This is a genomic window from Streptomyces sp. NPDC044106 (genome assembly GCF_056433985.1).
Genome location: NZ_JBWKFZ010000007.1, coordinates 223,492 through 246,091, shown reverse-complemented (window position 1 = coordinate 246,091; position 22,600 = coordinate 223,492). Strand labels below are relative to the sequence as shown.

At 72.1% G+C, this 22,600-nt stretch carries 16 protein-coding genes; all 16 read right to left on the bottom strand.

The genetic code is table 11. The annotated features are described in order from the left end of the window. Positions 1–5 precede the first annotated feature (5 nt). The 16 genes from AC07DI_RS14655 to AC07DI_RS14580 all read right to left on the bottom strand — a co-directional run bounded on the left by AC07DI_RS14655 (position 6) and on the right by AC07DI_RS14580 (position 22,298). Positions 6–1,295 carry a DUF4910 domain-containing protein gene (locus AC07DI_RS14655; RefSeq protein WP_478904684.1) on the bottom strand — a complete coding sequence of 430 codons (1,290 nt, stop codon included), beginning with the start codon at positions 1,293–1,295 and terminating at the stop codon, positions 6–8. Continuing rightward, on the bottom strand, positions 1,292–2,317 hold the full coding sequence (locus AC07DI_RS14650; RefSeq protein WP_478904683.1) for an NAD-dependent epimerase/dehydratase family protein: 1,026 nt from the start codon (positions 2,315–2,317) through the stop codon (positions 1,292–1,294). Before AC07DI_RS14650 ends, AC07DI_RS14655 begins: the two co-directional genes overlap by 4 nt. Before the next feature lie 3 nt (positions 2,318–2,320). Next, the gene (locus tag AC07DI_RS14645) at positions 2,321–2,968 is read right to left on the bottom strand and encodes a PIG-L deacetylase family protein (protein ID WP_478904682.1); all 648 of its coding nucleotides are present in this window, start codon (positions 2,966–2,968) and stop codon (positions 2,321–2,323) included. Next, complete coding sequence (locus AC07DI_RS14640; RefSeq protein WP_478904681.1) at positions 2,965–3,795, bottom strand: glycosyltransferase family protein; 831 nt, start codon at positions 3,793–3,795, stop codon at positions 2,965–2,967. The genes AC07DI_RS14645 and AC07DI_RS14640 overlap by 4 nt, the downstream gene beginning before the upstream one ends. Beyond that, on the bottom strand, positions 3,792–5,027 hold the full coding sequence (locus AC07DI_RS14635) for a class I SAM-dependent methyltransferase (protein ID WP_478904680.1): 1,236 nt from the start codon (positions 5,025–5,027) through the stop codon (positions 3,792–3,794). Before AC07DI_RS14635 ends, AC07DI_RS14640 begins: the two co-directional genes overlap by 4 nt. After that, the gene (locus AC07DI_RS14630; protein ID WP_384252091.1) at positions 5,024–6,265 is read right to left on the bottom strand and encodes a glycosyltransferase; all 1,242 of its coding nucleotides are present in this window, start codon (positions 6,263–6,265) and stop codon (positions 5,024–5,026) included. Before AC07DI_RS14630 ends, AC07DI_RS14635 begins: the two co-directional genes overlap by 4 nt. Before the next feature lie 8 nt (positions 6,266–6,273). Beyond that, positions 6,274–7,518 carry an O-antigen ligase domain-containing protein gene (locus AC07DI_RS14625; RefSeq protein WP_478904679.1) on the bottom strand — a complete coding sequence of 415 codons (1,245 nt, stop codon included), beginning with the start codon at positions 7,516–7,518 and terminating at the stop codon, positions 6,274–6,276. A 1-nt stretch (position 7,519) separates the two neighbouring features. After that, positions 7,520–9,052: a right-handed parallel beta-helix repeat-containing protein gene (locus AC07DI_RS14620; protein WP_478904678.1), complete on the bottom strand. Its 1,533-nt coding sequence runs from the start codon at positions 9,050–9,052 to the stop codon at positions 7,520–7,522. Positions 9,053–9,061: 9 nt separating this feature from the next. Further along, a complete protein-coding gene (locus AC07DI_RS14615; RefSeq protein WP_478904677.1) occupies positions 9,062–11,056 on the bottom strand; it encodes a heparinase II/III family protein in 1,995 nt (664 codons plus the stop codon). After that, the gene (locus AC07DI_RS14610; protein WP_478904676.1) at positions 11,053–13,251 is read right to left on the bottom strand and encodes a bi-domain-containing oxidoreductase; all 2,199 of its coding nucleotides are present in this window, start codon (positions 13,249–13,251) and stop codon (positions 11,053–11,055) included. The genes AC07DI_RS14615 and AC07DI_RS14610 overlap by 4 nt, the downstream gene beginning before the upstream one ends. Positions 13,252–13,298: 47 nt before the next feature. Next, a complete protein-coding gene (gene asnB, locus AC07DI_RS14605) occupies positions 13,299–15,227 on the bottom strand; it encodes an asparagine synthase (glutamine-hydrolyzing) (protein WP_478904675.1) in 1,929 nt (642 codons plus the stop codon). Positions 15,228–15,230: 3 nt separating this feature from the next. Next, entirely contained in the window at positions 15,231–16,760 is a 1,530-nt protein-coding gene (locus AC07DI_RS14600) for a Wzz/FepE/Etk N-terminal domain-containing protein (RefSeq protein WP_384252108.1), read from the bottom strand. After that, complete coding sequence (locus AC07DI_RS14595) at positions 16,757–18,154, bottom strand: Wzz/FepE/Etk N-terminal domain-containing protein (RefSeq protein ID WP_384252111.1); 1,398 nt, start codon at positions 18,152–18,154, stop codon at positions 16,757–16,759. Before AC07DI_RS14595 ends, AC07DI_RS14600 begins: the two co-directional genes overlap by 4 nt. Next, positions 18,151–19,428: a glycosyltransferase family 4 protein gene (locus AC07DI_RS14590; RefSeq protein ID WP_384252114.1), complete on the bottom strand. Its 1,278-nt coding sequence runs from the start codon at positions 19,426–19,428 to the stop codon at positions 18,151–18,153. The genes AC07DI_RS14595 and AC07DI_RS14590 overlap by 4 nt, the downstream gene beginning before the upstream one ends. Continuing rightward, positions 19,418–20,749, bottom strand: a complete 1,332-nt coding sequence (locus AC07DI_RS14585) for a nucleotide sugar dehydrogenase (RefSeq protein WP_384252117.1) — start codon at positions 20,747–20,749, stop codon at positions 19,418–19,420. Before AC07DI_RS14585 ends, AC07DI_RS14590 begins: the two co-directional genes overlap by 11 nt. Before the next feature lie 70 nt (positions 20,750–20,819). After that, complete coding sequence (locus tag AC07DI_RS14580; RefSeq protein ID WP_478904674.1) at positions 20,820–22,298, bottom strand: sugar transferase; 1,479 nt, start codon at positions 22,296–22,298, stop codon at positions 20,820–20,822. Between the last annotated feature and the right edge of the window lie 302 nt (positions 22,299–22,600).

Below are 22,600 nucleotides of genomic sequence, written 5' to 3'. Positions count from 1 at the left end.
CGGCGTCATGCCTTGAGCAGCCCGGCGCCGTGCAGGGCGTCGGCCGCGGCGGCCACGGTGTCGAACGGCAGCCCGGCCCGCTCGGCGACATCCAGCAGAGCGTGCTCGCCGTCGGAGAGGCTGAGCACCCAGAGCATGGCCATCTGCGCCTGCTTGGTGTCGCTGCGGCCACCGAGCGCGTCGTACAGCCCCCGCCGCCCCAACTGCGGTTCGCCGTAAGGACTGAGGTTGATGTAGCGCCGGTTGCGGTCGAGCAGCGCGAACGCCTCGCGGCAGACCGCGAGGGTGTCCGCCATCGCCTCCGGGGAGACGAGGTCCAGGTTGTCCGCCGAAGTGTGGTACTCGGGGTAGCCGGCGTACGGCGTCCGGCTGAGCGAGCCCACGCCGAGGTCGAAACCGGGCGAGCAGAACTGCCGCTCGTCGTAGCCGTACGGCGTGAACTCGTTGACCTGGTGCGGTCGTCCGGAGGCGGCAAGGACGTACCGCAGCACCCGGTCGATCTCCGCGTCGCCGCGCCTGCTCTGCTTGTACGTCAGGTCGCCCGGGTCGCCCGCGCAGGCCAGCACCAGCCCGTGCCTGACCTGCTCGATCCGCTCCGCGTTGCGGGCGAGCCAGGTGATCGCCCCGATGGTGCCGGGCGCGAAGATGAACCGGTAGGTGTAGTACGGCGTCCGCTCGGCGAGGGCCCTGGCCAGGTACGTCGCCACCGCGATGCCCGCCAGGTTGTCGTTGGCCAGCGACGGGTGGCAGACGTGGCAGGAGACGATCACCTCGTCGGGGACCTGCCCGGGGATCACGTGCTCGGCGTAGGTGAGGTGGCCGTCGGCGAGTGTGGAGTCGACGCACACCTCGTACTCGCCGTCGGGCAGCGCGTCCAGCGTCTCCTGGGCGAGGCAGAACCCCCACTCCGGCTTGTAGTAGCTGGTGCGGTACGGCACCCAACTCGGGTGCTCCGGCAGGGTGTACAGGTGCTCGCGCAGCTCGGCCAGCGGCATGGTCGCCGACACCGGCACGCTGTAGCCGAGGACGTGCAGGCTGGACGCGGCGAAGTCGACGACCCGGTTCCCGGCGGCGTCGGCTATGTACGCGTCCCGGATGTTCCACTCCTGCGGCACCGTCCAGTCGAGCACCTGCGTCCCGGTCGGCACCTCGTGCATCCGCAGCGGCAGGTACTCGTCGACGATGCTCAGGGTGGCGCGCACCCCGTCGCCGGTGATGCTCCGGCAGAGCGGGTACAGCCGCTCCACCAGCTCGTACATCTGCTCGCCCGTGCTCTTCTCCACCCGGTCGGTCATCGGCGCCACCGCAGGGTGTCGTCGACGGTGCCGGCCTCGGACGCCGCGCGCAGCACGGCGAGGCGGGTGAAGCGCTGCTCGAAGTCCTCCCGGGTCAGCCCGAACTCCCGGTAGGCATCGGCGAGTTCGAGCGCGCCCCGCTGCACCGTCCACTCGCAGTCGAAGCCGCCCATCGCGGCGCGGAACCGGGAGAAGTCCACCCGGTAGGAGCGCGGGTCGGCGCCGTTCTCCCCGGTGATCCGCACCTTCGATCCCGACACCGCCTCGGCGACCTGCTCGGCGATCTCGGCGACGGTGACGTTGTTGACCTCGCTGCCGATGTTGAACGCCCGGTCGTGCACCGCCTCCTTGGGCGCGGCCAGCGCGGCCGCGAAGGCCCGCGCGATGTCCGCGGCGTGCACCAGCGGGCGCCAGGGGGTGCCGTCGGAGAGCACGAGCACCTCGCCGGAGAGGAGGGCGTGGCCCACCAGGTTGTTCAGCACGATGTCGGCGCGCAGCCGGGGCGAGTAGCCGAAGGCGGTGGCGTTGCGCATGAACACCGGGCTGAAGTCGCCGTCGGCCAGCGCGTGCAGGTCGTCCTCCACCCGCACCTTGGATTCCGCGTACGGCGTCACCGGGCGCAGCGGGGCGTCCTCGGCGACCAGGTCGCCACCGCCCGCCGCGCCGTACACCGAGCAGGTCGACGCGTACAGGAAGCGCCGCACCCCGGCCTCGCGGGCCAGCCGGGCGAGGCGGATGGACGCGTGGTGGTTGATGTCGTAGGTGAGGTCCGGCGCGAGGGACCCCAGCGGGTCGTTGGAGAGCGCGGCCAGGTGGATCACGGCGTCCACCCCGGCCACGTGGTCGGCCGTGACGTCGCGCAGGTCCACCCGCACGCCCGGCGGATCCGCGGGCGCCGGGCCGAGGACGCAGTCGGCGAACAGGCCGGCGTCGAGGCCGACGACCTCGTGTCCGGCGGCCGTGAGGACCGGGGCCATCACGGTGCCCAGGTAGCCCTGATGTCCGGTCAGCAGTACGCGCAAGGTTCATTCCCCCAGGTCGAGAGTGAGTTTGGTGACGGCGAACGCCTCGGCGTAGCGCGCGTGGCATTCGATGCCGCGGATCCGCGCGAGCCCGAGGAACGCCTCCCGGTCGTACCAGGGCCGGTGCCGCTGCGAGGGGTAGTGCTCCTGCAGCAGCCGCACCTTCCGCTCGGCGGTCTCCGGCGACAGCGGCTGGTACGCCACCGGGCGGCCGAGATCGCCGTCCCACTTGACGATCTCGTAGCCGAGCACGAGGTGGTCGCGGAACGCGGTGGTCATCAGCTGCGCCAGGCCGCGGTGGTCCTGGTGCGCGTCGTCGGTACGCGGGGCGAGCACCAGATCCGGATCGCTCTGCCCGCGCAGCTCCTCGACGGCGGCCTTGGCCTCGTCCCACTGCGCGGGAAGCCGGCCGTCGGTCAGCTTCAGCACGGTGAGCCGCAGGTCGGCGCCGGGGCAGAAGGCGGCGAGCGCGGCCCGCTCCTCCTGCTCCCGCTCGCCGCCGCCCCCGGTGAGCACCAGCGCGTCGACGCGGATGCCCGGCCGCGCGAGGCACAGCGCGAGGAGCGTGCCGCCGGCGCCGATGGCGATGTCGTCGCAGTGCGCGCCCACAGCGACGATCCGGTCCAGAGCGCCGGTCCCGAGCCGGATCACGCGGTCGCCGCCGTGGCGCCGCGCCCGGCCCCGGCCGGGCCGACCCGCACGCCGTCCCGCTCCCACACGGCCCACGGGCGCTCGCCCCTGGCGTACGCCTCGTCGAGCGCGGCCCGCTCCTTGACGGTGTCGGTCGGCTTCCAGAAGCCGCGGTGCTGGTACGCCACCGCCCGCCCCTGCTTGGCCAGTTGGGCGCAGCCGTCGCCGATGAGGTCCCCGTTCTCCGGGATGTGGTCGAAGACCTCCTGGCGGAGCACGAAGTAGCCGCCGTTCTCCCACAGCGGCAGATCGCTCACCGCGGTGATGCCGCCCACCAGGCCGTCCTCGCCCAGGTCCACGCAGTGGAACGACGACTGCGGCGGGACCACCATCATCGAGGCGCCCGCGTCGCGGCGGGCGAAGGAGTCGATCATGTCCGGCAGCGGGGCGTCGGTGAGCACGTCGGCGTAGTTGGCGAGGAACATCTCGTCGCCGTCCAGGTGGTGGCGCACCCGGCGAAGGCGTTCCCCGATGGGCGACTCGATGCCGGTCTGCGCGAACGTGATCGTCCAGTCGGCTATGTCGGTGGAGAGCAGCTCGGTCCGCCCGCCGCGCAGCACGAAGTCGTTGGACGTCGTCTCCTCGTAGTTGAGGAAGAAGTTCTTGATGTGGTGCGCGCCGTAGCCGAGGCACAGGATGAACTCCGTGTGCCCGAAGTGCGCGTAGTAGCGCATGACGTGCCAGATCAGCGGTCGCGGGCCGACCATGGCCATCGGCTTGGGTACGTCGTCGGAGGCTCCGGCGCGCATGCGCAGCCCGTAGCCGCCGCAGAACAGTACGACCTTCATGATGTGGCCTCGACAATGCTCAGTTCCGGGATGGGAAAGACCAGGCGGCCGCCCCAGTCGTGCACGAAGGACAGCTGCTCGACCAGCTCGGCCCGCAGGTTCCAGGGCAGGACGAGCACGTAGTCCGGCCGGTCGGCGGCTATCTGCTCGGGCGACAGGATCGGGATGCGGGTGCCGGGGGTGAATCTGCCGTGCTTGTAGGGGTTGCGGTCCACCGTGTAGGCGAGCAGGTCGGGCCGGATGCCGCAGTGGTTGAGCAGGGTGTTGCCCTTGCCGGGGGCGCCGTAGCCGACGACCGTCTCGCCGCGCTCGGCCGCCGTGATGAGGAACTTCAGGAGGTCCCTGCGGACCTTGGCGACCCGGGCGGAGAACTCGGTGTACCCGGACAGCTCCTGGAGACCGGCCGCCTTCTCCCTGGCCAGCACGTCGGCCACCCGCTGACCGGGTTCGCCCGCCACCTCCTGCGGGCGCGCCCAGAGCCGGATGGAGCCGCCGTGCGTGGGCAGCAGCTCGACGTCCACGAGCGCAAGGCCACCGCTGGCCAGGGCCCGGATCGCGGACGCCACCGTGTAGTACTGGAAGTGCTCGTGGTAGATCGTGTCGTACTGGTTCTCCTCGATCAATGTCAGCAGGTGCTGCACCTCGATGGAGACCCATCCGTCGTCGGCGACCAGAGCGCGCAGGCCCTGGGTGAATCCGACCACGTCGGGGATGTGCGCGTAGACGTTGTTGGCCACGACCAGGTCGGCCGGGCCGTGCTCGGCGCGGACGGCCGATCCGGTGTCGGGGCTCAGGAACTCCGTGAGCGTGGGCACACCGGCGTCGCGCGCCGCGGCGCCGACGTTCACCGACGGCTCGATGCCGAGGCAGCGGATCCCCCGGTCCACCACGTGCTTGAGCAGGTACCCGTCGTTGCTGGCGACCTCGACCACGAAGGCGTCGGGGCCGAGCCCCACCCGCTCCACGGAGTCGGCGACGAATGTGTGCGCGTGCGCCACCCAGGACGTCGAGTACGACGAGAAGTACGCGTACTCCTTGAACGTCTCCTCCGGCGTGATCAGCACAGGCAGCTGCGCGAGCCAGCACTCGGTGCAGACCCGCAGGTGCAGCGGGTACGCCGGTTCCGGCTCGTCCAGTTGGTCCGCGGCGAGGAAGCTCTCGCACGGCGGCGTCGCCCCGAGGTCGACGACGCTCGCCGTCGCTTCCGAGCCGCAGAGTCGGCATCGTGTCATGTACTTTTCCCATCCCCCCTGCTCGCGCGGGTCTTCCCGTCACGAGTCAGTGCTGACCGCCCCGCGATCGCGGTGCGGTACTCCTCCACCAGGCGCTCCAGGCCGACGGCCGGGCTGAAGCCCCGCTCGTAACGGCGTCGGGCCGCCCGGCCCATCTCCTGGCCCAGGGCCGGATCGGCCGCGACCCGGCGCAGGCAGGCCGCGAGCGAGGCGCTCTCGCCCGGCCGGTGCAGCAGCCCGGACACCCCGTCCTCGACGAGTTCGACGAAGGCGCCGTGACCGGCGGCGACGGCCGGTACCCCCGCCGCCATCGCCTCCACGACGACCAGGCCGAACGCCTCGAGCCAGGTCGAGGGAGCCACCACGGCGACCGAGCGAGCGATCGCCTGCCGGCACTGCGCCGGGTCGTACAGGCCGACGTAGCGCACGTCGTCCCGGCCCGCCGCCCACGCGCTCACCTCCCGCTCCAGCGGCCCCGTACCGGCGATGACGAGCGGCACGCCCACACCGCCGCCCGCCGCCAGCTCGTCCCACGCGGCCATGAGCAGCCGTACGCCCTTGGCCTCCGCGAGCCGGCCGAGGTAGAGCAGATGCTCGCCGGGGCCCGAGCGGCGGGCGTCCGGCTCCGGCACGAAGTTGTGCTTCACGGCCAGCCGTTCGGCGGGCATGCCCGAGCGCACCAGGACGTCGCGCTGCGCGGCGGAGATGCAGAAGAACCGCTCCACGCCGGACCACCACCGCCGCCGGTTGACGACGAGGCTGACCGCGAGCGGCACCGTCGCGAGCCGGGAGTTCCGGTAGCAGCCGTGCCGGACGGCGGGCAGCGGCGTGGAGCCGACGCACTCGGTGCACGGCAGGCCGTCCCGCTGCAGCGTGCCCGGCGGGCAGACCTGGGTGTAGTTGTGCAGCGTGGCGACGGCGGGCACACCGGCGTCCGCGCAGGCGGCGAGGACCGCGGGCGACAGGAGCGGGAAGACGTTGTGGACGTGGACCACGTCGGGCCGCTCGGCGCGGAGCCGGGCGGCCAGCTCCTTGCGCACCGCGGGGTTCCACGGCACGAGCAGCGGCAGCGCGGCCTTGCCCGGCAGGGACCGGGCGGCGATGTCGTCGCTGCGCCGCTCGAACACCCCGACCCGGTGGCCGGCCCCGCGGAGCAGCTCCACCTCCTGGTCGACGACCTTGTTCTCCCCGCTCGGCTGCGCCGAGTTGTAGCGGTTGTGCACCACGAGAACGTGCATGTGCGAGGTCACCTCCGATCCTGGGCCCAGCGCGGGACGCGTCGTTTCGGGGCTTCGGGCACCGGGAGGGCCGGAGCAGTGGCAGTGGCAGTGGTAGCGGCGGGCGCCGCGAGGAGCGAGGCGGCGACGGCCAGATGCAGCAGATACGGCGAGGCGTCGCCGAGCCCCGCCTCGGTGTACGAGGCGATCGCGCAGTAGCTGATGAGGAAGATCGCGCAGGCCCTCGCCAGCGACGGGGGCCGCAGCAGCGCGACGCCGCCTAGGACGGCGATGATCGTCGCCACGATGGCGGCGCCGGTCAGACCCTGCTCGTGATAGACGGCCAGCCAGCTGTTGTCGATCGGCAGCCCGCCGAACGACTTGTCGCCGAGGCCCACGCCGAACAGCTTCTCCGCGGTCGTCCGGGGCGCCGCGAGCAGGGCGTCCCAGACCTTGGCCCGCCCGGTGAGGCTGGTCAGGTACTCCTCGCTCTGGCCGCGCAGGAACCACGCCCGCAGCGCCGAGGCGAACCCCACCGCCGCCACAGTCGTGATGAGCACCGCCCAGGTGAAGAAGCGGCGGGCGGCGGCGCTGGTCAGCAGGAGCGAGCCGATCGCGAGCGCGAGGCCGATGAGCAGCCCGAGCGTGGCCGTGCGGGTGTGCGTCAGGGCGAGCAGGACGAGCGAGGGCACGATGACCACCACCGCGCTCGCCCTGTCGGTCCTGCGGTCGAGGAGGAGCAGTACGGTGAGCCCGATGATCACCGCGGCGTACTGTCCGATCTGCGGCGGGGTGAGCGGCCACAACGCGCCGACCAGGCGCCCGCCGTAGAGATCGGGCATGGCCGCGCCCGGTGAGGCGAGCGCCCCCGCGGCGACCGAGCCGAGCACCGCGAAGTACATCCGGATGTGATGCCGTACGAACGTCAGGCCGCCGTCCCACCAGCGGCTGAGCAGCCACAGTGTGCCGACGAAGAGCGCGAGGCGGACGCAGCGGAACAGCGCGCCGAACCCGGACTCCAGGTGCACGCTGGAGATCACGCTCGGCACGAGGAGCAGCGTGAGCAGGAAGACGTAGGCGCTGGGCCGGATGCGCAGCCGGAGGTTGACCGCGAGCGCCAAGGCGAACGCGGCGACCAACGCGCCCATGGTGACCATCTGGATGAGGGAGCGGGGGAGCGGGATGATGGTCTTCGCCCCGGCGGAGCCGAGCGTGTTGAGGACGAGCAGCCCCCAGACCGTCGCGACGATCTTCGACGTGTGGCCCTCTGCCATCTCAGCCACCCTCCGGCGAGCGGAAGGTGCTGCCCGCGTCCTGCAGGTACGGCGCGCCCTGCCACTGGCCGAAGTCGAGCACCCGGCTCGGGTCGTGGGTGACGAACTTCCACGGTCCGATGTAGGTGTTGTCGTGCCAGCGGTTGTGCTGCTTGCCGGTGATCGCCTCGGCCACCCGCTCGCCCTGGTACGGCGACCAGTCCGGGTAGGTGCCGTAGTTGGCGAGGACCGCCATGCGGTCGCACTTCACCGTGCACTCGACGACGGACTTGTCCAGGACGAAGCGGTTGCCGTGGATGTCGACCCGCTGGGTCTTCCACCGGCAGTCGGCGTAGAGCGGCGCCCTGGAAATCGCCGGGTCGGCGCAGCGCCCGGTGTCCTTCACCAGCAGCGTGCAGTCACCGGACGAGGTGTTGGCCGGGCTGTTGCAGAACCGGTCGGCGTTCTCCCACAGGGTGATCCCGGACCAGTTGTTCTCCAGCACGTTCCGGTAGATCTCGATCTTGTCCGTGCGGGCCTTGATACGGGGTTCGCCGCCGGATTCGGAGAAGTAGAGGGTCGCGAACGGGAAGTTGTCGCCGCGGTCGGCGTACCTGCTGCCCTCGATCCAGTTGTTCCGCCGGAAGGTGTTCTTCCGGATGACCGCGTTGTAGCTGGTCTCATAGATCAGCGCGGCCCCGTCGTTGTCATCGAGCACGTTCTCCTCGATGCGGAAGTCGTTGTTGTTGGTGTCCGCCCACAGACCGGTTCCGCGGTTGTCGTGCACCCAGTTGCCGCGGATGTCGGCGCGGTTGACGGCCCAGAACTTCACGCCCCCGGTGCAGCCGCAGCCCTTGCGCCGCCGCTCCCAGTCACCGGTGTTGTTGCCCACGATCTCGTTGCCCTCAAGGACCAGATCGCTGAGCCGGCCCTTGGCCTTGTACGCGTTCATGCCGTACTGGCCGTTGGCGCGCAGGCAGCTGCCCCGGACCCGCTGACCGGAGCCGGCCATCAGCCCGGCGGCGGAGTTGTGCTGGATCGTCGCGTGCTCGATCAGCCACCCGTCGGCCGAGTCGTGGTTGACCACGCCCTCGTCGTGCGGCGCGACGAAACGCTGCACGGTCAGATAGCGGATGGTGACGTCGCGGGCGCTGCCGCCGAACGCGTACTGGTTCTTCTTCCTGCCGTCGAGCACCGCGCCGGGCGCGCCGAGGTAGCGGTCCCCCTTCTTGGGGATGACCTGGGCGTAACGGTCCGGATCGAGCCTGTGCTTGCCGGGCCGCAGCCAGAACGTGGTGTTCGGGGGGCTCTTCTTGGTCTTGGCCGCCAGATCGCCGACCACCGCGGGATCGACCGTCACGGCGCCCGCCGGCGCCTTCGCGGGACCGGCCGCCGGTTTGGCGCACACCCGGGCCACGGACCGGGCCGCGGACGTGGTGGGAGCGGCGGTCGGCTCCGCCGCGGGTGCGCCCGAGGTGCTGTCGCAGCCGGACGCCAGCAGGGCCAGCGCCAGCGGTGCCACCGGTAACGCCCACTTCCGCCACTTCATCCCCACGCGTCCTCCCTAGCCACGGAACCTGAGTACGGTGGTGAACCCCTGCGTGCCGTCGGCGAATCCGGTGCCGATCAGCGTGGTGGCGGGTTCCTTGCGCCCGAAACCGGCCGAGTACCAGCCCAGCGGCGGGTCGCTCTCGCCGCGATGCGCCCGCCAGTCCAGCTCTTCGGGCAGTTCGAGCACCGCGGAGCGGTCCTCGCCGTCGCGGGTCCAGGTGAGCACCGCCCTGCTCCCCACCAGGTCCGCGGCGACCGCCGGGCCGAGGTGGAACGCCAGCCGGGCGCCGCGACGCGGGCCGCGCACCTCGTCGATCACCCTCAGCTCCCGGGACGCGGCCACCAACTCCACCCGGCGCCGGTGCACGGAGGGCTCGTACCCGTCGTGTTCGGCGCACCAGCGGGCCGTCCCGCCCCCGGAGACGTCGCGGGTATCGGAGGCGTCCGGCACGGCCTCGGTCAGGACGCGGGTGCGGGCGTGCCGGGTCCACAGGAACGGGCCGCCGGAGACCGACTGGTCGGCGCCGTCCAGCTGCAGGGTGTTGTGGCCGAGGGTGGAGCGGAAGTACTGCCGCCACTCGGGCTGCCCGTGGTAGCAGTACGTCCCCGGGTCGGCCAGCACGTCGACGCCGTCGTGCCGGACCTCCACGGACAGCGCGTCCGCGTGCGCGTGCGCGGCGATGGACAGGAAGCCGTGCGGGCCGCCGTCGCAGCGGCACCAGATCTCCCCGGGGCCCCGCAGGATGGTCATGCCCGGACCGGTGAAACGGTCCGGCCGCCGCGCCGGGCGGGACACGGCGGGCGCGCTCCCGCTCTTCGCGTACGGCGTGACGAGTGCGGCGAGGAGCGGGGTGCGCACATCGGTGCCGGTCACCGCGGGCCACCAGGCGAGCCGGCCGAACACGGCGTCGCCGGTGGCGAGCAGCGAGGCCCAGCGGTCGGTGCCCGCGCCGTCGACGACGAGGCCGTGCCCGTCGTCCGCGTCGCCCTGGCGCGGCGGCCGCAACCGGTTGTCCACGACGGCCGCGAGCGCGTCGGTCATCCGCAGCAGCACAAGCCGGATCGACGGAGGAACCGGCACACCTGCGGCGTCCGCCTCGGCCACCGCTGCCAGGCCGAGTTCGAGCACCAGGCCGTGGTACTCGGTGGCCAGCTCGCGGTTGAGGCCGGACGGATAGGTGTTGCTCCGCAGCTGCCGCTCAAGGGAGCGCAGCGCGCCGGTGCGCCAGCGCGCCGATGCGGGGAACCAGCCGAACGCGCAGGCCGCGGCGGCCTGCCCGGCGGCCTCCGCGATGACGTGGTTGTTCGCCGATGAGCCCCTGCTGGGGAAGGCGGCCAGCCAGCGCTGGTGGTGCCAGATCTGGTTCAGCGCCACCGGGTTGCCTTCGAAGAGCCCGGCCGCCCCCGGCCAGGCGTCGAGCAGCCGCCGTATCCACACCCAGGAGAGCAGCCGGATGCCCAGCTCGATGCCGCTGATCCAGTGCACGCCGCGCAGCGGTGGGTTGGCCGCCCACCACGACCGCAGGTGCCCGGCCACGCGCTCCGCGTACCGCTCGTCGCCGGTGACCGCGTAGGCGGCGGCGAGCACGGTGAGGTACTGGTGCCGGGACAGCTCCCAGATCTGCTTGATGTCGCCGACCGCGTCCTCGTCCCGGTACGGCAGGCCGAAGGCGTAGCCCGACGGGGCCCGGCGCCCGGTCTTCGGGTCGTGGCACCAGTCCGGGGCGGCCAGGTCGTCGCGGCCCACGCCGAAGAACTCGGCGTGCCCGGCCATCAGCCGGTCCGCCTCGGCGACGAGACGCTTCGCGGCGTCCGGCGGCACCGCGGCGACCGCCCCGGCGGGCAGCACCGCGGTGAACCGGGCGCCGGTCACCCGCGGGCAGCCGGGCGGCTCCGAGCGCCACCGCCGTCTGCGCACCGCGTCGCCCACCCGGCCGCCGACCTCAAGGGGCCCCATCCGGGACAGCCGCCGCAGGTACCAGCCCGGGCTTCCCGAGCCCACCGTCATCGCGCCGCCCCCGCCAGCGTCACCGGCGCGCCGCAGGCCAGGCCGCTGTGCACGGCGAGGGTGGCCGCCGTGGTGGCGACGAGCGACTCCAGCGGCACCGGCATCGGCCCGCCGGTCCTCACGGCCTTGAAGAACGCGGCGAGTTCGGCGTTCTGGCCCTTGTCCCTGGCCTTCGGCAGCCGCGAGCTGACCCACCGCTTGCGGCCGTCGTACACGGCGGCACGGACGAAGTCGTCGAGCCGCAGCGCACGGCCGTCCGCGACCAGGTCCAGCGTCTCCTTGGGGAAGCCCGCCGGCCCCGTGGTGACGTAGCTGATGGTGGCCGTGGAACCGTCCGGGTAGGCCAGGACGACCTGGAGGTCCTCGTTGCCGGACGTGGCGAGCGCGTACACCGAGACCGGGTCGGCCCCGAGCAGCCAGCTCGCCGTGTCGATGAAGTGCCCGCCCTCACCGGCGAACCGCGAGCCCTCGGAGCCCTGTTGGAGGTACCAGCTGCCGTGCGCCAGCCGGCCCGCGTTGACCAGATAGCGCAGGCTCGCCGGCCCTGTCCGCTCGCCGAACCGCTGCCTGGCGTCCTTCAGGAGCGGCGCGAACCGGCGGTTGAAGCCCACCTGCAGCCGGTCGTTGCCGGACTCCTCCACCGCCGCGACCACACCGGCCAGCTCGTCCTCGTCGAGGGCCAGGGGCTTCTCCACGAACACCGCCTTGCCCGCGAGGAGCGCCCTGCGGGTCAGTTCGGCGTGCGAGCTGTGCCGGGTGACGACGAACACCGCGTCGATGGACTTGTCACCGAGCACGGCGTCCAGATCGGTGGTCGCCTCACCGAAGCCGAACTTCCGCTTGGCGTTGGCCGCGGACAGCGCCGTCGTGGTGACGACGGTCGACAGGGCGATGCCGTCGCGCCCCGCCAGGTGCGGCAGCAGCATCGACGTCGCGTAGTTCCCGGCGCCGACGAACGCACAGCGCACCGGCGCCCCGGCGGCGCGGGCCGGACCGCGCGTGACACTCACCGAGGGCACGTTCACCGCGGGCACGGTCGCCGCCGGGGCCCCGGCCTCGGCGGTGACCTCCTGGCCGGGGTAGCGGAACAGCACGGCCACGGCCTTCAGTTCGCCGTCCTTGAGGCCCCGGTACGTCTCGACGGCGTCATCGAAGTCGGCGATGTGGGAGACCAGGGGCCCCACGTCGACGCGGCCGCGGGCCACGAGGTCGAGGAAGCACGCGAGGTTGCGGCGCTCGGTCCAGCGTACGTAGCCGATCGGGTAGTCGCGCCCCTCCAGCTCGTACGCCGGGTCGTAGCGCCCGGGGCCGTAGCTGCGGGAGAAGCGGACGTCGAGCTCCTTCTCGTAGTACGCGTTCCACGGCAGGTCCAGACGGCACTTGCCGATGTCGACGACCCGGCCGCGGTCCCGGCAGAGCCGGGCGGCCAGCTCGACGGGCTGATTGCTGGAGCCGCCCGCGGCCAGGTACACCTGGTCCACGCCGTGGCCGTCGGTCAGTTCGGCGACGGTGGCCTCCACGGCCGCGGATTCGGGATCGCCGCAGGCCGCGGCGCCCAGGCGTTCGGCGAGATCGCAGCGCACCGGGTCCGGGTCGACACCGACGACGCGGACCCCGGAGGCGGCGAGGAGCTGCACCACCAGCTGCCCGATCAGGCCGAGGCCGATGACCATTGCCGTTTCGCCGAGCCGCGACTCTCCCTGGCGGACGCCCTGCATCGCGATGGAGCCGACGGTGCCGAAGGCCGCGTGCCGCGCCGCGAGGCCGTCCGGCACCGGGGCGTACAGGTTCTTCGGCACCCAGTTCAGCTCGGCGTGCAGCGCGTGCTCATTGCCCGCGCAGGCCACCAGGTCACCCACCCGCACATCGTCGATCCCGGCGCCGACCTGCTCGACCACCCCGCACAGCGAGTAGCCGAGCGGCGTGTAGGAGTCGAGCTTGCCCATCACCTTGCGGTACGTGGCGGGCACCCCGTTGGTGGCCACGCTCTGCATGACCTTGGCCACCTGGTCGGGACGGGAGCGGGCCTTGCCCACCATCGACATGCCGGCTTCGGACACCTTCATGAGCTCGGTACCGGTGGAGATCAGCGAGTAGGCGCTGCGCACCAGCACGCCGTCGGGCTTGCACCCCGGCACCGGCACGTCGAGCAGCGCCAGTTCGCCGCTCTTGTAGTTCTGCACAACCTGTTTCACCCGAGCTCCTCATTGTTTCTACGCTGTCAAGCCGTGTTTCCGGGCCGTCAGGCCGCTCGGCTCCGGTCGGAGCCGGAGGTCGCGCCGCGATACCAGTACTCGAGCGTCAGCACGTGCCACAGATGCTTGGAGAAGTCCCGCTGCCCCGCGGCGTCCTCCGCGACCATCCGCGCCAGCGCGTCGCGGCGCAGGAACCCGGAGTTGACGAGCACACCGTCGTTGACGACCTCACGCACCAGCGGCGCCAGGTCCCGGCTCATCCAGGCCCGCAGCGGGGCGCTGAACAGGCCCTTGGGCCGGTACACGATCTCCTTGGGCAGGATCGAGGTGGCCGCCTCCTTGAGGACGGCCTTGCCCTGCCGGCCGACGATCTTCTGGTCACCGGGCACGGCGAACGCCGCCTTGACCACCTCGACATCGACGTACGGCACCCGCACCTCGGTCGACGCGGCCATGCTGGAGCGGTCGGTGTAGGCGAGGTTCAGACCCGGCAGGAACATCCGGGCGTCGCCCAGGCACATGCGGTTGACGAAGTCGTCGAGGTCGTTGTCCTCGTAGACGTCCGCGTGCTCCGTCAGCACGTCCCCGACCGCCCCCGCCAGGTCGGGATTGACCAGGGCGAGCAACTCTTCCCGGTCGTACATGGTGTAGCTGCGCCGGAACGCGGTCTCCTCCGGCAGATCGGCGAAGGAGAGGAACCGCTTGGCGAAGCGCACCGAGCGGTAGCCCCGGCGGGCCGAGGCGACCGGCAGCCGGTCGACGACCCCGGACAGGCCGCGCCGCAGCGGCCCCGGGACGCGCTGGTAGCGCAGCGCGAGCAGATTGGCCAGGTGCTTGCGGTACCCGGCGAACAGCTCGTCGGCGCCCATCCCCGAGAGCATCACCTTGACCCCGGCCTCCCGGGCGGCCCGGCAGATCAGATACGTGTTGATCGCCGCCGGGTCACCGATCGGCTCGTCCAGGCTGTACGTCATCCGGGGCAGCAGGTCGAGCACGTCCGGGGCGATCTCGATCTCGTGCAGGTCGACGCCGAACCGCTCGGCCACCTGCCGGGCGTAGCGCAGATCGTCCGGCATCGCCTCGAATTTGGCGTCCTCGGCGCGGAACCCGATCGTGTAGGCGGAGATGCCGGGCCGGTCGCGGGCCGCGAGGGCGGTCAGATAGCTGGAGTCGAGGCCACCGGAGAGGAAGGTCGCCACCGGCACGTCGGAGAGCAGGTGGTGCCGGGTCGACTCCTCGACAATGGCCGCGAGGTCCGGCCGGTCGCCGCTCAGGGCCCGCTCGCGGCCTTCGGCGGCGACGTCCTTCAGGTTCCAGAACCGGCCGCGCTCCACCCGGCCGTCGGGCCGGCACCGCAGCCAGCTCCCCGGCGCCAGCTTCTCCGCCTCGCGGTACGCGCACCGGGAGTCCGGCACCCAGTAGTAGAGGAGCGAGGCCACCAGCGCCGCGTCGTCCACCTCCAGCGAACCGCCGGTGGCCGCCGCGAGCGCCTTGAGCTCGGAGGCGAACACGAGGCCGCCGCCGCGCCGGAGCATGAACAGCGGCTTGATGCCCAACTGGTCGCGGACAAGCACCAGTTCACCGGTGCGCTCGTCGAAGATCCCGAACGCGAACATGCCGCGCAGCCGGGGCAGGCAGTCCGTGCCCCAGCGCCGCCAGGCCTCGAGGAGCACCTCGGTGTCGGAGGTGCCGCGAAAGCGCACCCCGGCGGAGACCAGCTCGGCCCGCAGCTCGGGGGCGTTGTACAGCTCGCCGTTGTACGTCAGGGCGAGACCGTCCGAGACCATCGGCTGGGCGCCGGTCTCGGACAGGTCGATGATGGACAACCGGCGGTGCCCGAGATGCACTTCGGCGTCACCGGCGGCGTGGTTGTACCGGCCCGCCCCGTCGGGACCGCGGTGGGCGAGGGTATCGGTGAGCCGGTCGGTCACTGCCTTCCCGTCCGGCCACCGGTACGTACCTGCTATGCCGCACATGTCCTACCGCGCTTCCTTGTCGTTGTCCGGAACGCGCGCGGCCCACGTCGGCTGCCGCTCCGTCCGCTCCTTGCCCATCCCGTTCTGCCGGGACAGCCGCTCGCTGTGGCCGCGCAGCGCGATGTGCAGCCCGTCCCACAGCGTGCCGTCGGTCCTGTCCCGCGGATCGGGGTCGATCAGCACCACACCGATCACCGGGATGCGCTGGTCCGCGAGCTGCCGTGCCACGGTGTGCAGCCAGGTGGCGCTGCCGTGCCCGGCGCGCACGACGAGCACGGTCTGGCTGCCGAGGTACTGCAGGTCGGTCCAGGCCGTGCCGGGCGCGACCGAGCCGACGCCGAGCCTGGCCGTCTGGCGCGGCACGCTCGCGGCCTGGTCGCCGCTGACCACGGCCGGGTCTCCCGGCTGCCGCTTGCTTTCGGCGAGCTGCGGGCCGGTCAGGCCGTCGATGACGACCACCGGCTCCTGGTCCGCCAGGGCTCTGGCGACGTCCAGGGCGATCGCGCTCGTGGTGCGCGCACAGCCCAGTTCGAGCAGCGACACCGGTTCCGCGGCGCCGCGCACGGCGCGGGTCAGGGTCGTGGTGAGCCGTTCGCGCGCCTCCCGGCCGCGCCGGCGCTGCCACGGCACGGCCGGCCCGCGGGGCGCGCGGGGCAGCTCCGCGATGACCGAGGCGCCCAGGTGCGACGCGATCTCCCGGCGCAGTACCGGCCGGTCCGCGACCACCGCGCCGACCGCGGCCACCGCGAGCCCGAGGACGAGCCCGAGCAGGAGCCCGATCACGGCGTTGGTGACAGCCGCCTTGGGCAGGGAGTGCCGCACCGCTCGCGGGGCGTCCACGATCTGGGTGCCCGCGACGAGCTTGGGTGTGCCGGTGCGCGCTTCTTCCGCGCGCTGGTCGAAGTCGGCGATCCGCGAGTTGAGCTCGGCCCGGCGGGCGAAGAGGGACTCGATGCTCGCCGACGCCTTCGGGTCGGTCTCCGGCGACCGGTCGCCGATCGCCCTGTTGACCTTGGCGAGCTCGTCCCGCATCCGGTCACGCTGCTGGACCAGGGCCTTGGCCTCGGCGCTCGCGGCCTGCCGCATCCGCTGCACATGGTCCGCGACGAACGCGTCGGCCAGCGCCCCGGCCCGGGCCACCGCTTGCGCGTCGTCGGTGCCCGCCACATCGATCTGCAGCAGGTTGTTGGTCAGGCCGGTGCCCCGGTAGTCCCCCATGAAGTCTTCCGGGTCCTGCGAGGACTTCAGGGCGCGCAGGGCCCGGTCGGCGATCCTCGTGGTCTTCAGCAGCTCCACGTCGGTACGGATCAGCGTCCCGGTGTCGTTCGGCTGGTCCTCCTGGTGCACGACGAGGACCTTGGTCGTCGCGGAAGGCGCCGGTGGCATCAGGACCGCCATCGCCGCGCCGGCCAGCAGCCCGAGGAGCGCCATGAGGCACCAGAGGCGGCGGCGTCTGCGTACCGCCACGACCAGCGCCCGCAGGTCGAGGAGCGGCGTGGCGGGCGAGGACTCGGCATTCTTGCTCGTCGTCACACCGCACCTCCCCTCGCGTCGGCGCCGCCCGCCATCGCGGGCGTGGCGTGCTGCGGAGGGCGGTCGGCGGTCCGCGCCGCACGGCCCCGGACCGCGCCGGCGACGACGCCGCCGACGACCTCGTGCCCCGCGTCCGCGCACGCCTCGGCGATGCCGGCGAGCTCGCCCGCGGTCCAGCTGCCCGCGCTGAGCACGACCAGGGCGCCGGACTCGGCGCCGCGGTCCGGCACCAGCGGCCGGGCCACCGAGACGTCCACCACCCGCAGCATGGGGTACCCCCGGCCCGAAGAGGCGGCGGCAGGATCGCTCTCGGCCTCCGTGACGAGCAGCCCCGCGGCCCGGCGGGCGACCTCGTCACCGTCCGGGACGACGACCAACAGCCTCCGCGAGCCCTTGAGCTGGCTCCGCAGGCGAGCGCACACGCGCCGGTAGCGGATCTGCCTGCCGGCCTCGCCGCCGGACGGCTGCGGGGCCGGAACGTCCCACCGGATGTCGAGGCCGAGGAGCCTGCGGAACCAGGCCCTCGGGCCGCCGCCCTTCGACCGGTGCGCGCGCCCGTCGCCCGGTACGTCGACGGTGCCGAGCAGCGTCGAGCCCAGCGCCGCGGCGATCTCCGGCTCGGTGCGCAGCCGCCGGCTCACCCGGGCGGCGGTCAGATGGCCGATGACCGCGGACAGGAAGAACAGCAGCGCCCCGCCGACGACGAGTTGCGTCCTCGTCGGCGGTGCCTCGCCGGCCGGCCGGGCCGCGGGGCCCATGACGACCATGCCGGCCTTGTTGGTCGCCGGGTCCGCGTCGTCCAGCTTCTTCATGGCCTCCTGGAGCGCGGTACGCAGCTTCTCCAGCTCGGTGCGGGCCTGCACGCTCTCCACGGTCTGCCCGGGGTCGGCGGCGTTGGCCAGCTCGGTGATGCGGCGGTTGGTCTGCAGCACCTTCTGCCGCAGCGCCTCGGGTCCCGCCGAGGATTCGGGGTCGGTGTCGTCGCCCGCGAGCCGCGCGGCGAACGTGACGAACTGCTGGGCCACCTGGTCGGAGAGCCGCTGCGCGCGCTCCGGCGTCTCGGCCGTCCCCGAGATCTTGACTATGTTCCCCTCGGCGGCCTTGGCGCTCACCTGCTCCTGCAGGTCGCTGCCGGTGACTCCCTCCCAGTTGAGTGCGGCGGCCGCGCGGTCCACCACCGCCGAACTGGCCGCGATCTGCGCCTGCGTCAGCAGCTCGCGCTCCTCCCACTGCCCCGAAAGGAGGACCGAGGTCGACGTCGTGTAGCTGGGCGGGAACAGCAGGGAGGCGCCGTAGCCGACGAGTGCGCCCACCACGGCGGCCATGGCGAGGAGTCGCCAGCGCCGTCGGAAGATCCGCCCGATCGTGACCAGACGTATCGTGTCATCGCTCAACGGCGCCGCCTCCTCGGTCCCCGCGCCGGGTCGCCCTTCGACGCCGGAGCGTGATCACGGCCGGCAACGGCGTAGGCGGCGAGCAGCGACGCTTGCGAATTCCGCCAGGAGAGCTGTCCGTTGATGCGCTCCTGGCCCGCCTTGCCCATCCTGGCCCGCTGCTCCGGATCGTCGAGCAGCAGCGCGATGAGTCTGGCGAATTCGCTCTCGTCGTTGGCGGGTGCGTAGAGGGCGGCGTCACCGGCGGAGACGCGCGCCTCCTTGAGGTCGAACGAGACGAGCGGACGGCCCATGACCATGTACTCCAGGACCTTGTTCATGGTCGACACGTCGTTGAGCGGGTTGTGCGGATCGGGGGAGAGACACACGTCCGCGGTGGACAGGTAGCGCACCAGGTCGGCGTCCGGAATGCGACCGGTGAACTGGACCTGTTCGCTCAGCCCGAGCCGCCGGGACAGCTCCACCATCGCGTCGAAGGTGTCGCCGCCGCCGACGAACACGGCGTGCCAGTCGCTCCGCCCGAGCTCGTCGCGCAGCTTCGCGAGGGCCCGCAGGGCGTAGTCGACGCCGTCCTGCGGCCCCATGACCCCGAGATAGCACAGGAGATGGGGCTTCCCGCGCTTCAACTCCGGCTCGGGCGGCACGGGGTGGAACCGGTCGTTGTCGGGCGCGCTGCGCACCACGAAGACGTCCGCGGGGCGTCGGCCGCCACGGCGCACGGCGACGTCCCGGTAGCTCTCGTTCGTGGCGAGCACGACGTCCGCGGCCCGGTAGGTCATCCGTTCCAGCGCGCACACGGCGCGGTAGAGCAGGTCCTCGCCGCGGTCGAACCGGGAGAGGTACAGCTCGGGCACCAGGTCGTGCTGGTCGAAGACGAACCGCGCGCCGCGCCGCTTCAGCCAGAGCGCCGGCAGGAACAGCAGGTCGGGCGGGTTGCAGGCGTGGACGACGTCGACCGGGCCGACCTTGCGGGCCAGGCGGACCGTGTGCCACAGCGCCGATCCGTACTCCCGGAGGTACCCGGCGGGGCCTCCGGTGGCCGCGCGCAACGGGTAGCGGTGGATCCGCACCCCGTCGATCTCGGCCTCCGCCTCCGTGTCCCGCTTCGTCCCGCGGGGACAGATGACGTGCACCTCCCAGCCGGCGTCGCGCAGCGTCGTGCACTCCTGCCACACGCGCCGGTCGAAGGGCACCGACAGGTTCTCGACCAGGATCAGCGCGCGCCGGTCCGGCCGGGCGCCGCCGGCTATGTCGGACGATGTGTCACCAGGCAAGGCCCACGTACCCCGGTTCGGTCCGGCGCGCGTCGGCGTCGGGAAGGTGGATGAGGTCGATGAGCACCGGTCCTTCGTCGCCGTGGGGCAGCGCCGAGAGGACGGCCGGGTCCCTGGTGCCGACGAGGCACACGTCGGCGTGGTCGAGGACCTCGTCGACGGAGTCCGCGAGCAGGTGCGCCAGGTGCGGCAGCCGGGTCTCGATGTACTCGCGGTTCGCGCCGAGCAGCCGGGAGAGGCTCACGTTGGCGTCGTAGATCTTCAGGTCGTAGCCCTTGCCGAAGAGCCGCTCCGCCAGTTCGACGAGCGGGCTCTCGCGCAGGTCGTCCGTGCCGGGTTTGAAGGAGAGGCCGAAGAGCCCGGCCCGGCGCTTGCCCGTGCGCTCGACCAGCTCCACCGCCCGCTGGAGGTGGGCGGAGTTGGAGGGCAGCACGTGGGACAGGATGGGCACCGAGACGTCGGCCCGCTGCGCCGCGTATACCAGGCTGCGTAAGTCCTTGGGCAGGCAGGAGCCGCCGAAGGCGAAGCCGGGCCGCAGATAGGCGGGGCTGATGTTCAGCTTGCGGTCGGCCAGGAACACGTCCATCACCTGGTGCGAGTCGACGCCGAGCGCCCGGCACACCGCGCCGAACTCGTTGGCGAAACCGATCTTGAGGCCGTGGAAGGCGTTGTCCGCGTACTTGATCGCCTCGGCCGTCGGGACCGGCACCCGGAACACCTCGCCGGGCAGGCCGTCGTAGAGCGCCGCCACCGTCTCGCCGCTCACCGGGTCGAGTTCGCCGATGACGGTCTTCGGCGGGTCGAAGAAGTCCCGCACGCTCGTGCCCTCGCGCAGGAACTCCGGGTTGACCGCGACCCCGAAGTCCACCCCGGCCGTGCCGAGGGACTTCTCCAGGATCGGTACCAGCAGGTCCAGGCAGGTGCCCGGGAGCATCGTGCTGCGGAAGACGATGGTCTGCCGCCCGTGTTCACCCTGGCCCCGCCGCTCCGCGAGGACGGCGCCGATCTGCTCGGTGACCCGCTCCAAGTACGTGGTGCAGAGGCTGCCGTTGGACTCCGACGGCGTGCCCACGCAGATGAGCGAGATCTCGCTGCCCATGATCGCCTCGCGGACGTCGGCGGTGGCGCGCAGCGCCCCCGTCCCCACGACCTCGGATATGAGCTCGCCGATCCGCTCCTCGACCACCGGGGCCTTGCCGGCGTTGACCAGGTCGACCTTCACCTGGTTCACGTCGACGCCGATGACCTCGTGCCCCATGCCGGCCAGGCACGCGGCTGACACGCAGCCCACGTAGCCGAGCCCGAAAACGCTGACCCTCATGTCCCGTCCCCCCAAGGCAGGCCCTTTCGGCCCGCTGTTCGCGCGCCGGCCGAATGCCGATCCGTGCGCATCAGTACGCCCCCTGCCCGTAGAGCACCGCACGCAGCGTCTTCCACAAGATCACCGTGTCGAGGGCGAGCGACCAGTCCTCCACGTACCGCAGGTCGAGGCGGACCGCCTCCTCCCACGGCAGATCGCTGCGTCCGCTGATCTGCCAGAGCCCCGTGAGCCCGGGCTTGACCAGGAGGCGCCGCCGGATGTCCGGGCCGTAGGCGGCGGACTCCTCCGGCAGCGGTGGCCGCGGACCGACGAGCGACATCGATCCGGTGAGTACGTTGAAGAGCTGCGGGAGTTCGTCGATCGAGTACCGGCGCAGTACCGCTCCCACCCGCGTGACCCGCGGATCGCGGCGGAGCTTGAACAGCAGGCCCGCGCCCTCGTTGCGGTCGGCGAGCTCGGCACGCGCCCGGTCGGCCCCCGAGACCATCGTGCGGAACTTGAAGATGGTGAACTCGCGGCCGTCCTTGCCGACTCTTCGCTGGCGGTACACCGCCCCGCCGCGGCTGTCCGCGAGCACGAGCAGCGCGACGAGCACCATCAGCGGCGCGAACAGCAACAGCAGGATCGCCGCGCCCAGCCGGTCGACGATTCCCTTGACCATTCTGCGGCCCCCGGTGAAGGCGGGCATGCTGACCCGCAGCAGCGGGATGCCGAGCACCGCGTCGACGTGCAGCCGCGGTCCCGCCACCTCCATCAGTACCGGAGCCACGACCATCTCGGCGTCGCTGCCCTCCAGGTTCCAGGCGAGGCGCTGCAGCCGGTCCGGTGACCAGTGCGGGTCCGGTGTGACGGCGACGACGCGGTAGCCGTCGCGGCGTACATGACCTGCCACGTCCGACAGTTGGCCGACGACCGGCACTCCTTCCAGCTGGTCGCCGTCGAGCCCGTGACCGTCCGTCGTGCACACCGCTTCCACGCGCCAGCCGAGGTGCGGGGACTTGCGGGCCCGGACGATCAGGTCGCGCGCGGTGGCCACGCTCCCGGCAGCGAGCACCGGGCGCAGGCACCGCCCTTCTTTTCGCTGTTTATGGAGCCAGAGGCGCAGCAGATACCGCGCGGTCATGGTGGTGAGTGTGATCGCGGGGATCGCGACGAAGATCCATAGTTTGATGTTCCGCGAGGTGAGGGCGATTCCGCCGAGCGCCAGGACGACGGCCGCCGTGAAAACCGAGCGGCCGAGCCGGCGGAATTCCTCGGCACCCTGGCCGAGAACGGCCGGTGCCCACGCCCGGCTCACCGCGAGCGCACCCAGCACGAGGAGCTCGGTGCCGAATGCGAGAATTCCCCATTTCTCGTGCCAGTTGGCCGCGTCCCGGGCCCCGAAGAAGTTGCCTATGGACGCCACCACGAAAGCGGTGGTCACCGTATCGCTGGTGATCACGGTACGTCGGTACCGCTGCTCCCAGTCGATAGCGGGCCGGTTGATCGCCTCGTTCGCCATACGCCCTCGCGTCGGCGGAAACGGGCTGACTAATCCCCCCTGCCGCACAGAACCCCCCAGGTTCCCAGTGTTTCGACGTGCTCGTCCGACACCGTTCCTCCCCCCGGGAGGCCCCCGCCCCCCGCACTGTTCCTCCCCTCGGGGGGCCTCGCCCCCCGCGCCGCGCCGTTCCTTGCCCGCGGTGGGTCCCCACCCTCCGCGCATCAACTGCCGGCTGGGCCAGCGCTGCTCGAACAGCCCGCCCCGGCACCGGCGGACCCATGGGCCCTGCCGAAACTCCGAGGTGCGCGCGAGCCCGTAGAAAGCCGGGTGCTCCCCGCACCCGCGGTCTCTTTTGGGGCTCCAAGAAT

Excerpts from the sequence above, each read along its gene's own strand:
- asnB (WP_478904675.1), bottom strand. The coding sequence starts at position 15,227 with ATGTGCGGCATAGCAGGTACGTACCGGTGGCCGGACGGGAAGGCAGTG.
- AC07DI_RS14630 (WP_384252091.1), bottom strand. The coding sequence starts at position 6,265 with ATGCACGTTCTCGTGGTGCACAACCGCTACAACTCGGCGCAGCCGAGC.
- AC07DI_RS14615 (WP_478904677.1), bottom strand. The coding sequence starts at position 11,056 with ATGACGGTGGGCTCGGGAAGCCCGGGCTGGTACCTGCGGCGGCTGTCC.
- AC07DI_RS14585 (WP_384252117.1), bottom strand. The coding sequence starts at position 20,749 with ATGAGGGTCAGCGTTTTCGGGCTCGGCTACGTGGGCTGCGTGTCAGCC.
- AC07DI_RS14635 (WP_478904680.1), bottom strand. The coding sequence starts at position 5,027 with ATGACACGATGCCGACTCTGCGGCTCGGAAGCGACGGCGAGCGTCGTC.
- AC07DI_RS14655 (WP_478904684.1), bottom strand. The coding sequence starts at position 1,295 with ATGACCGACCGGGTGGAGAAGAGCACGGGCGAGCAGATGTACGAGCTG.
- AC07DI_RS14625 (WP_478904679.1), bottom strand. The coding sequence starts at position 7,518 with ATGGCAGAGGGCCACACGTCGAAGATCGTCGCGACGGTCTGGGGGCTG.
- AC07DI_RS14640 (WP_478904681.1), bottom strand. The coding sequence starts at position 3,795 with ATGAAGGTCGTACTGTTCTGCGGCGGCTACGGGCTGCGCATGCGCGCC.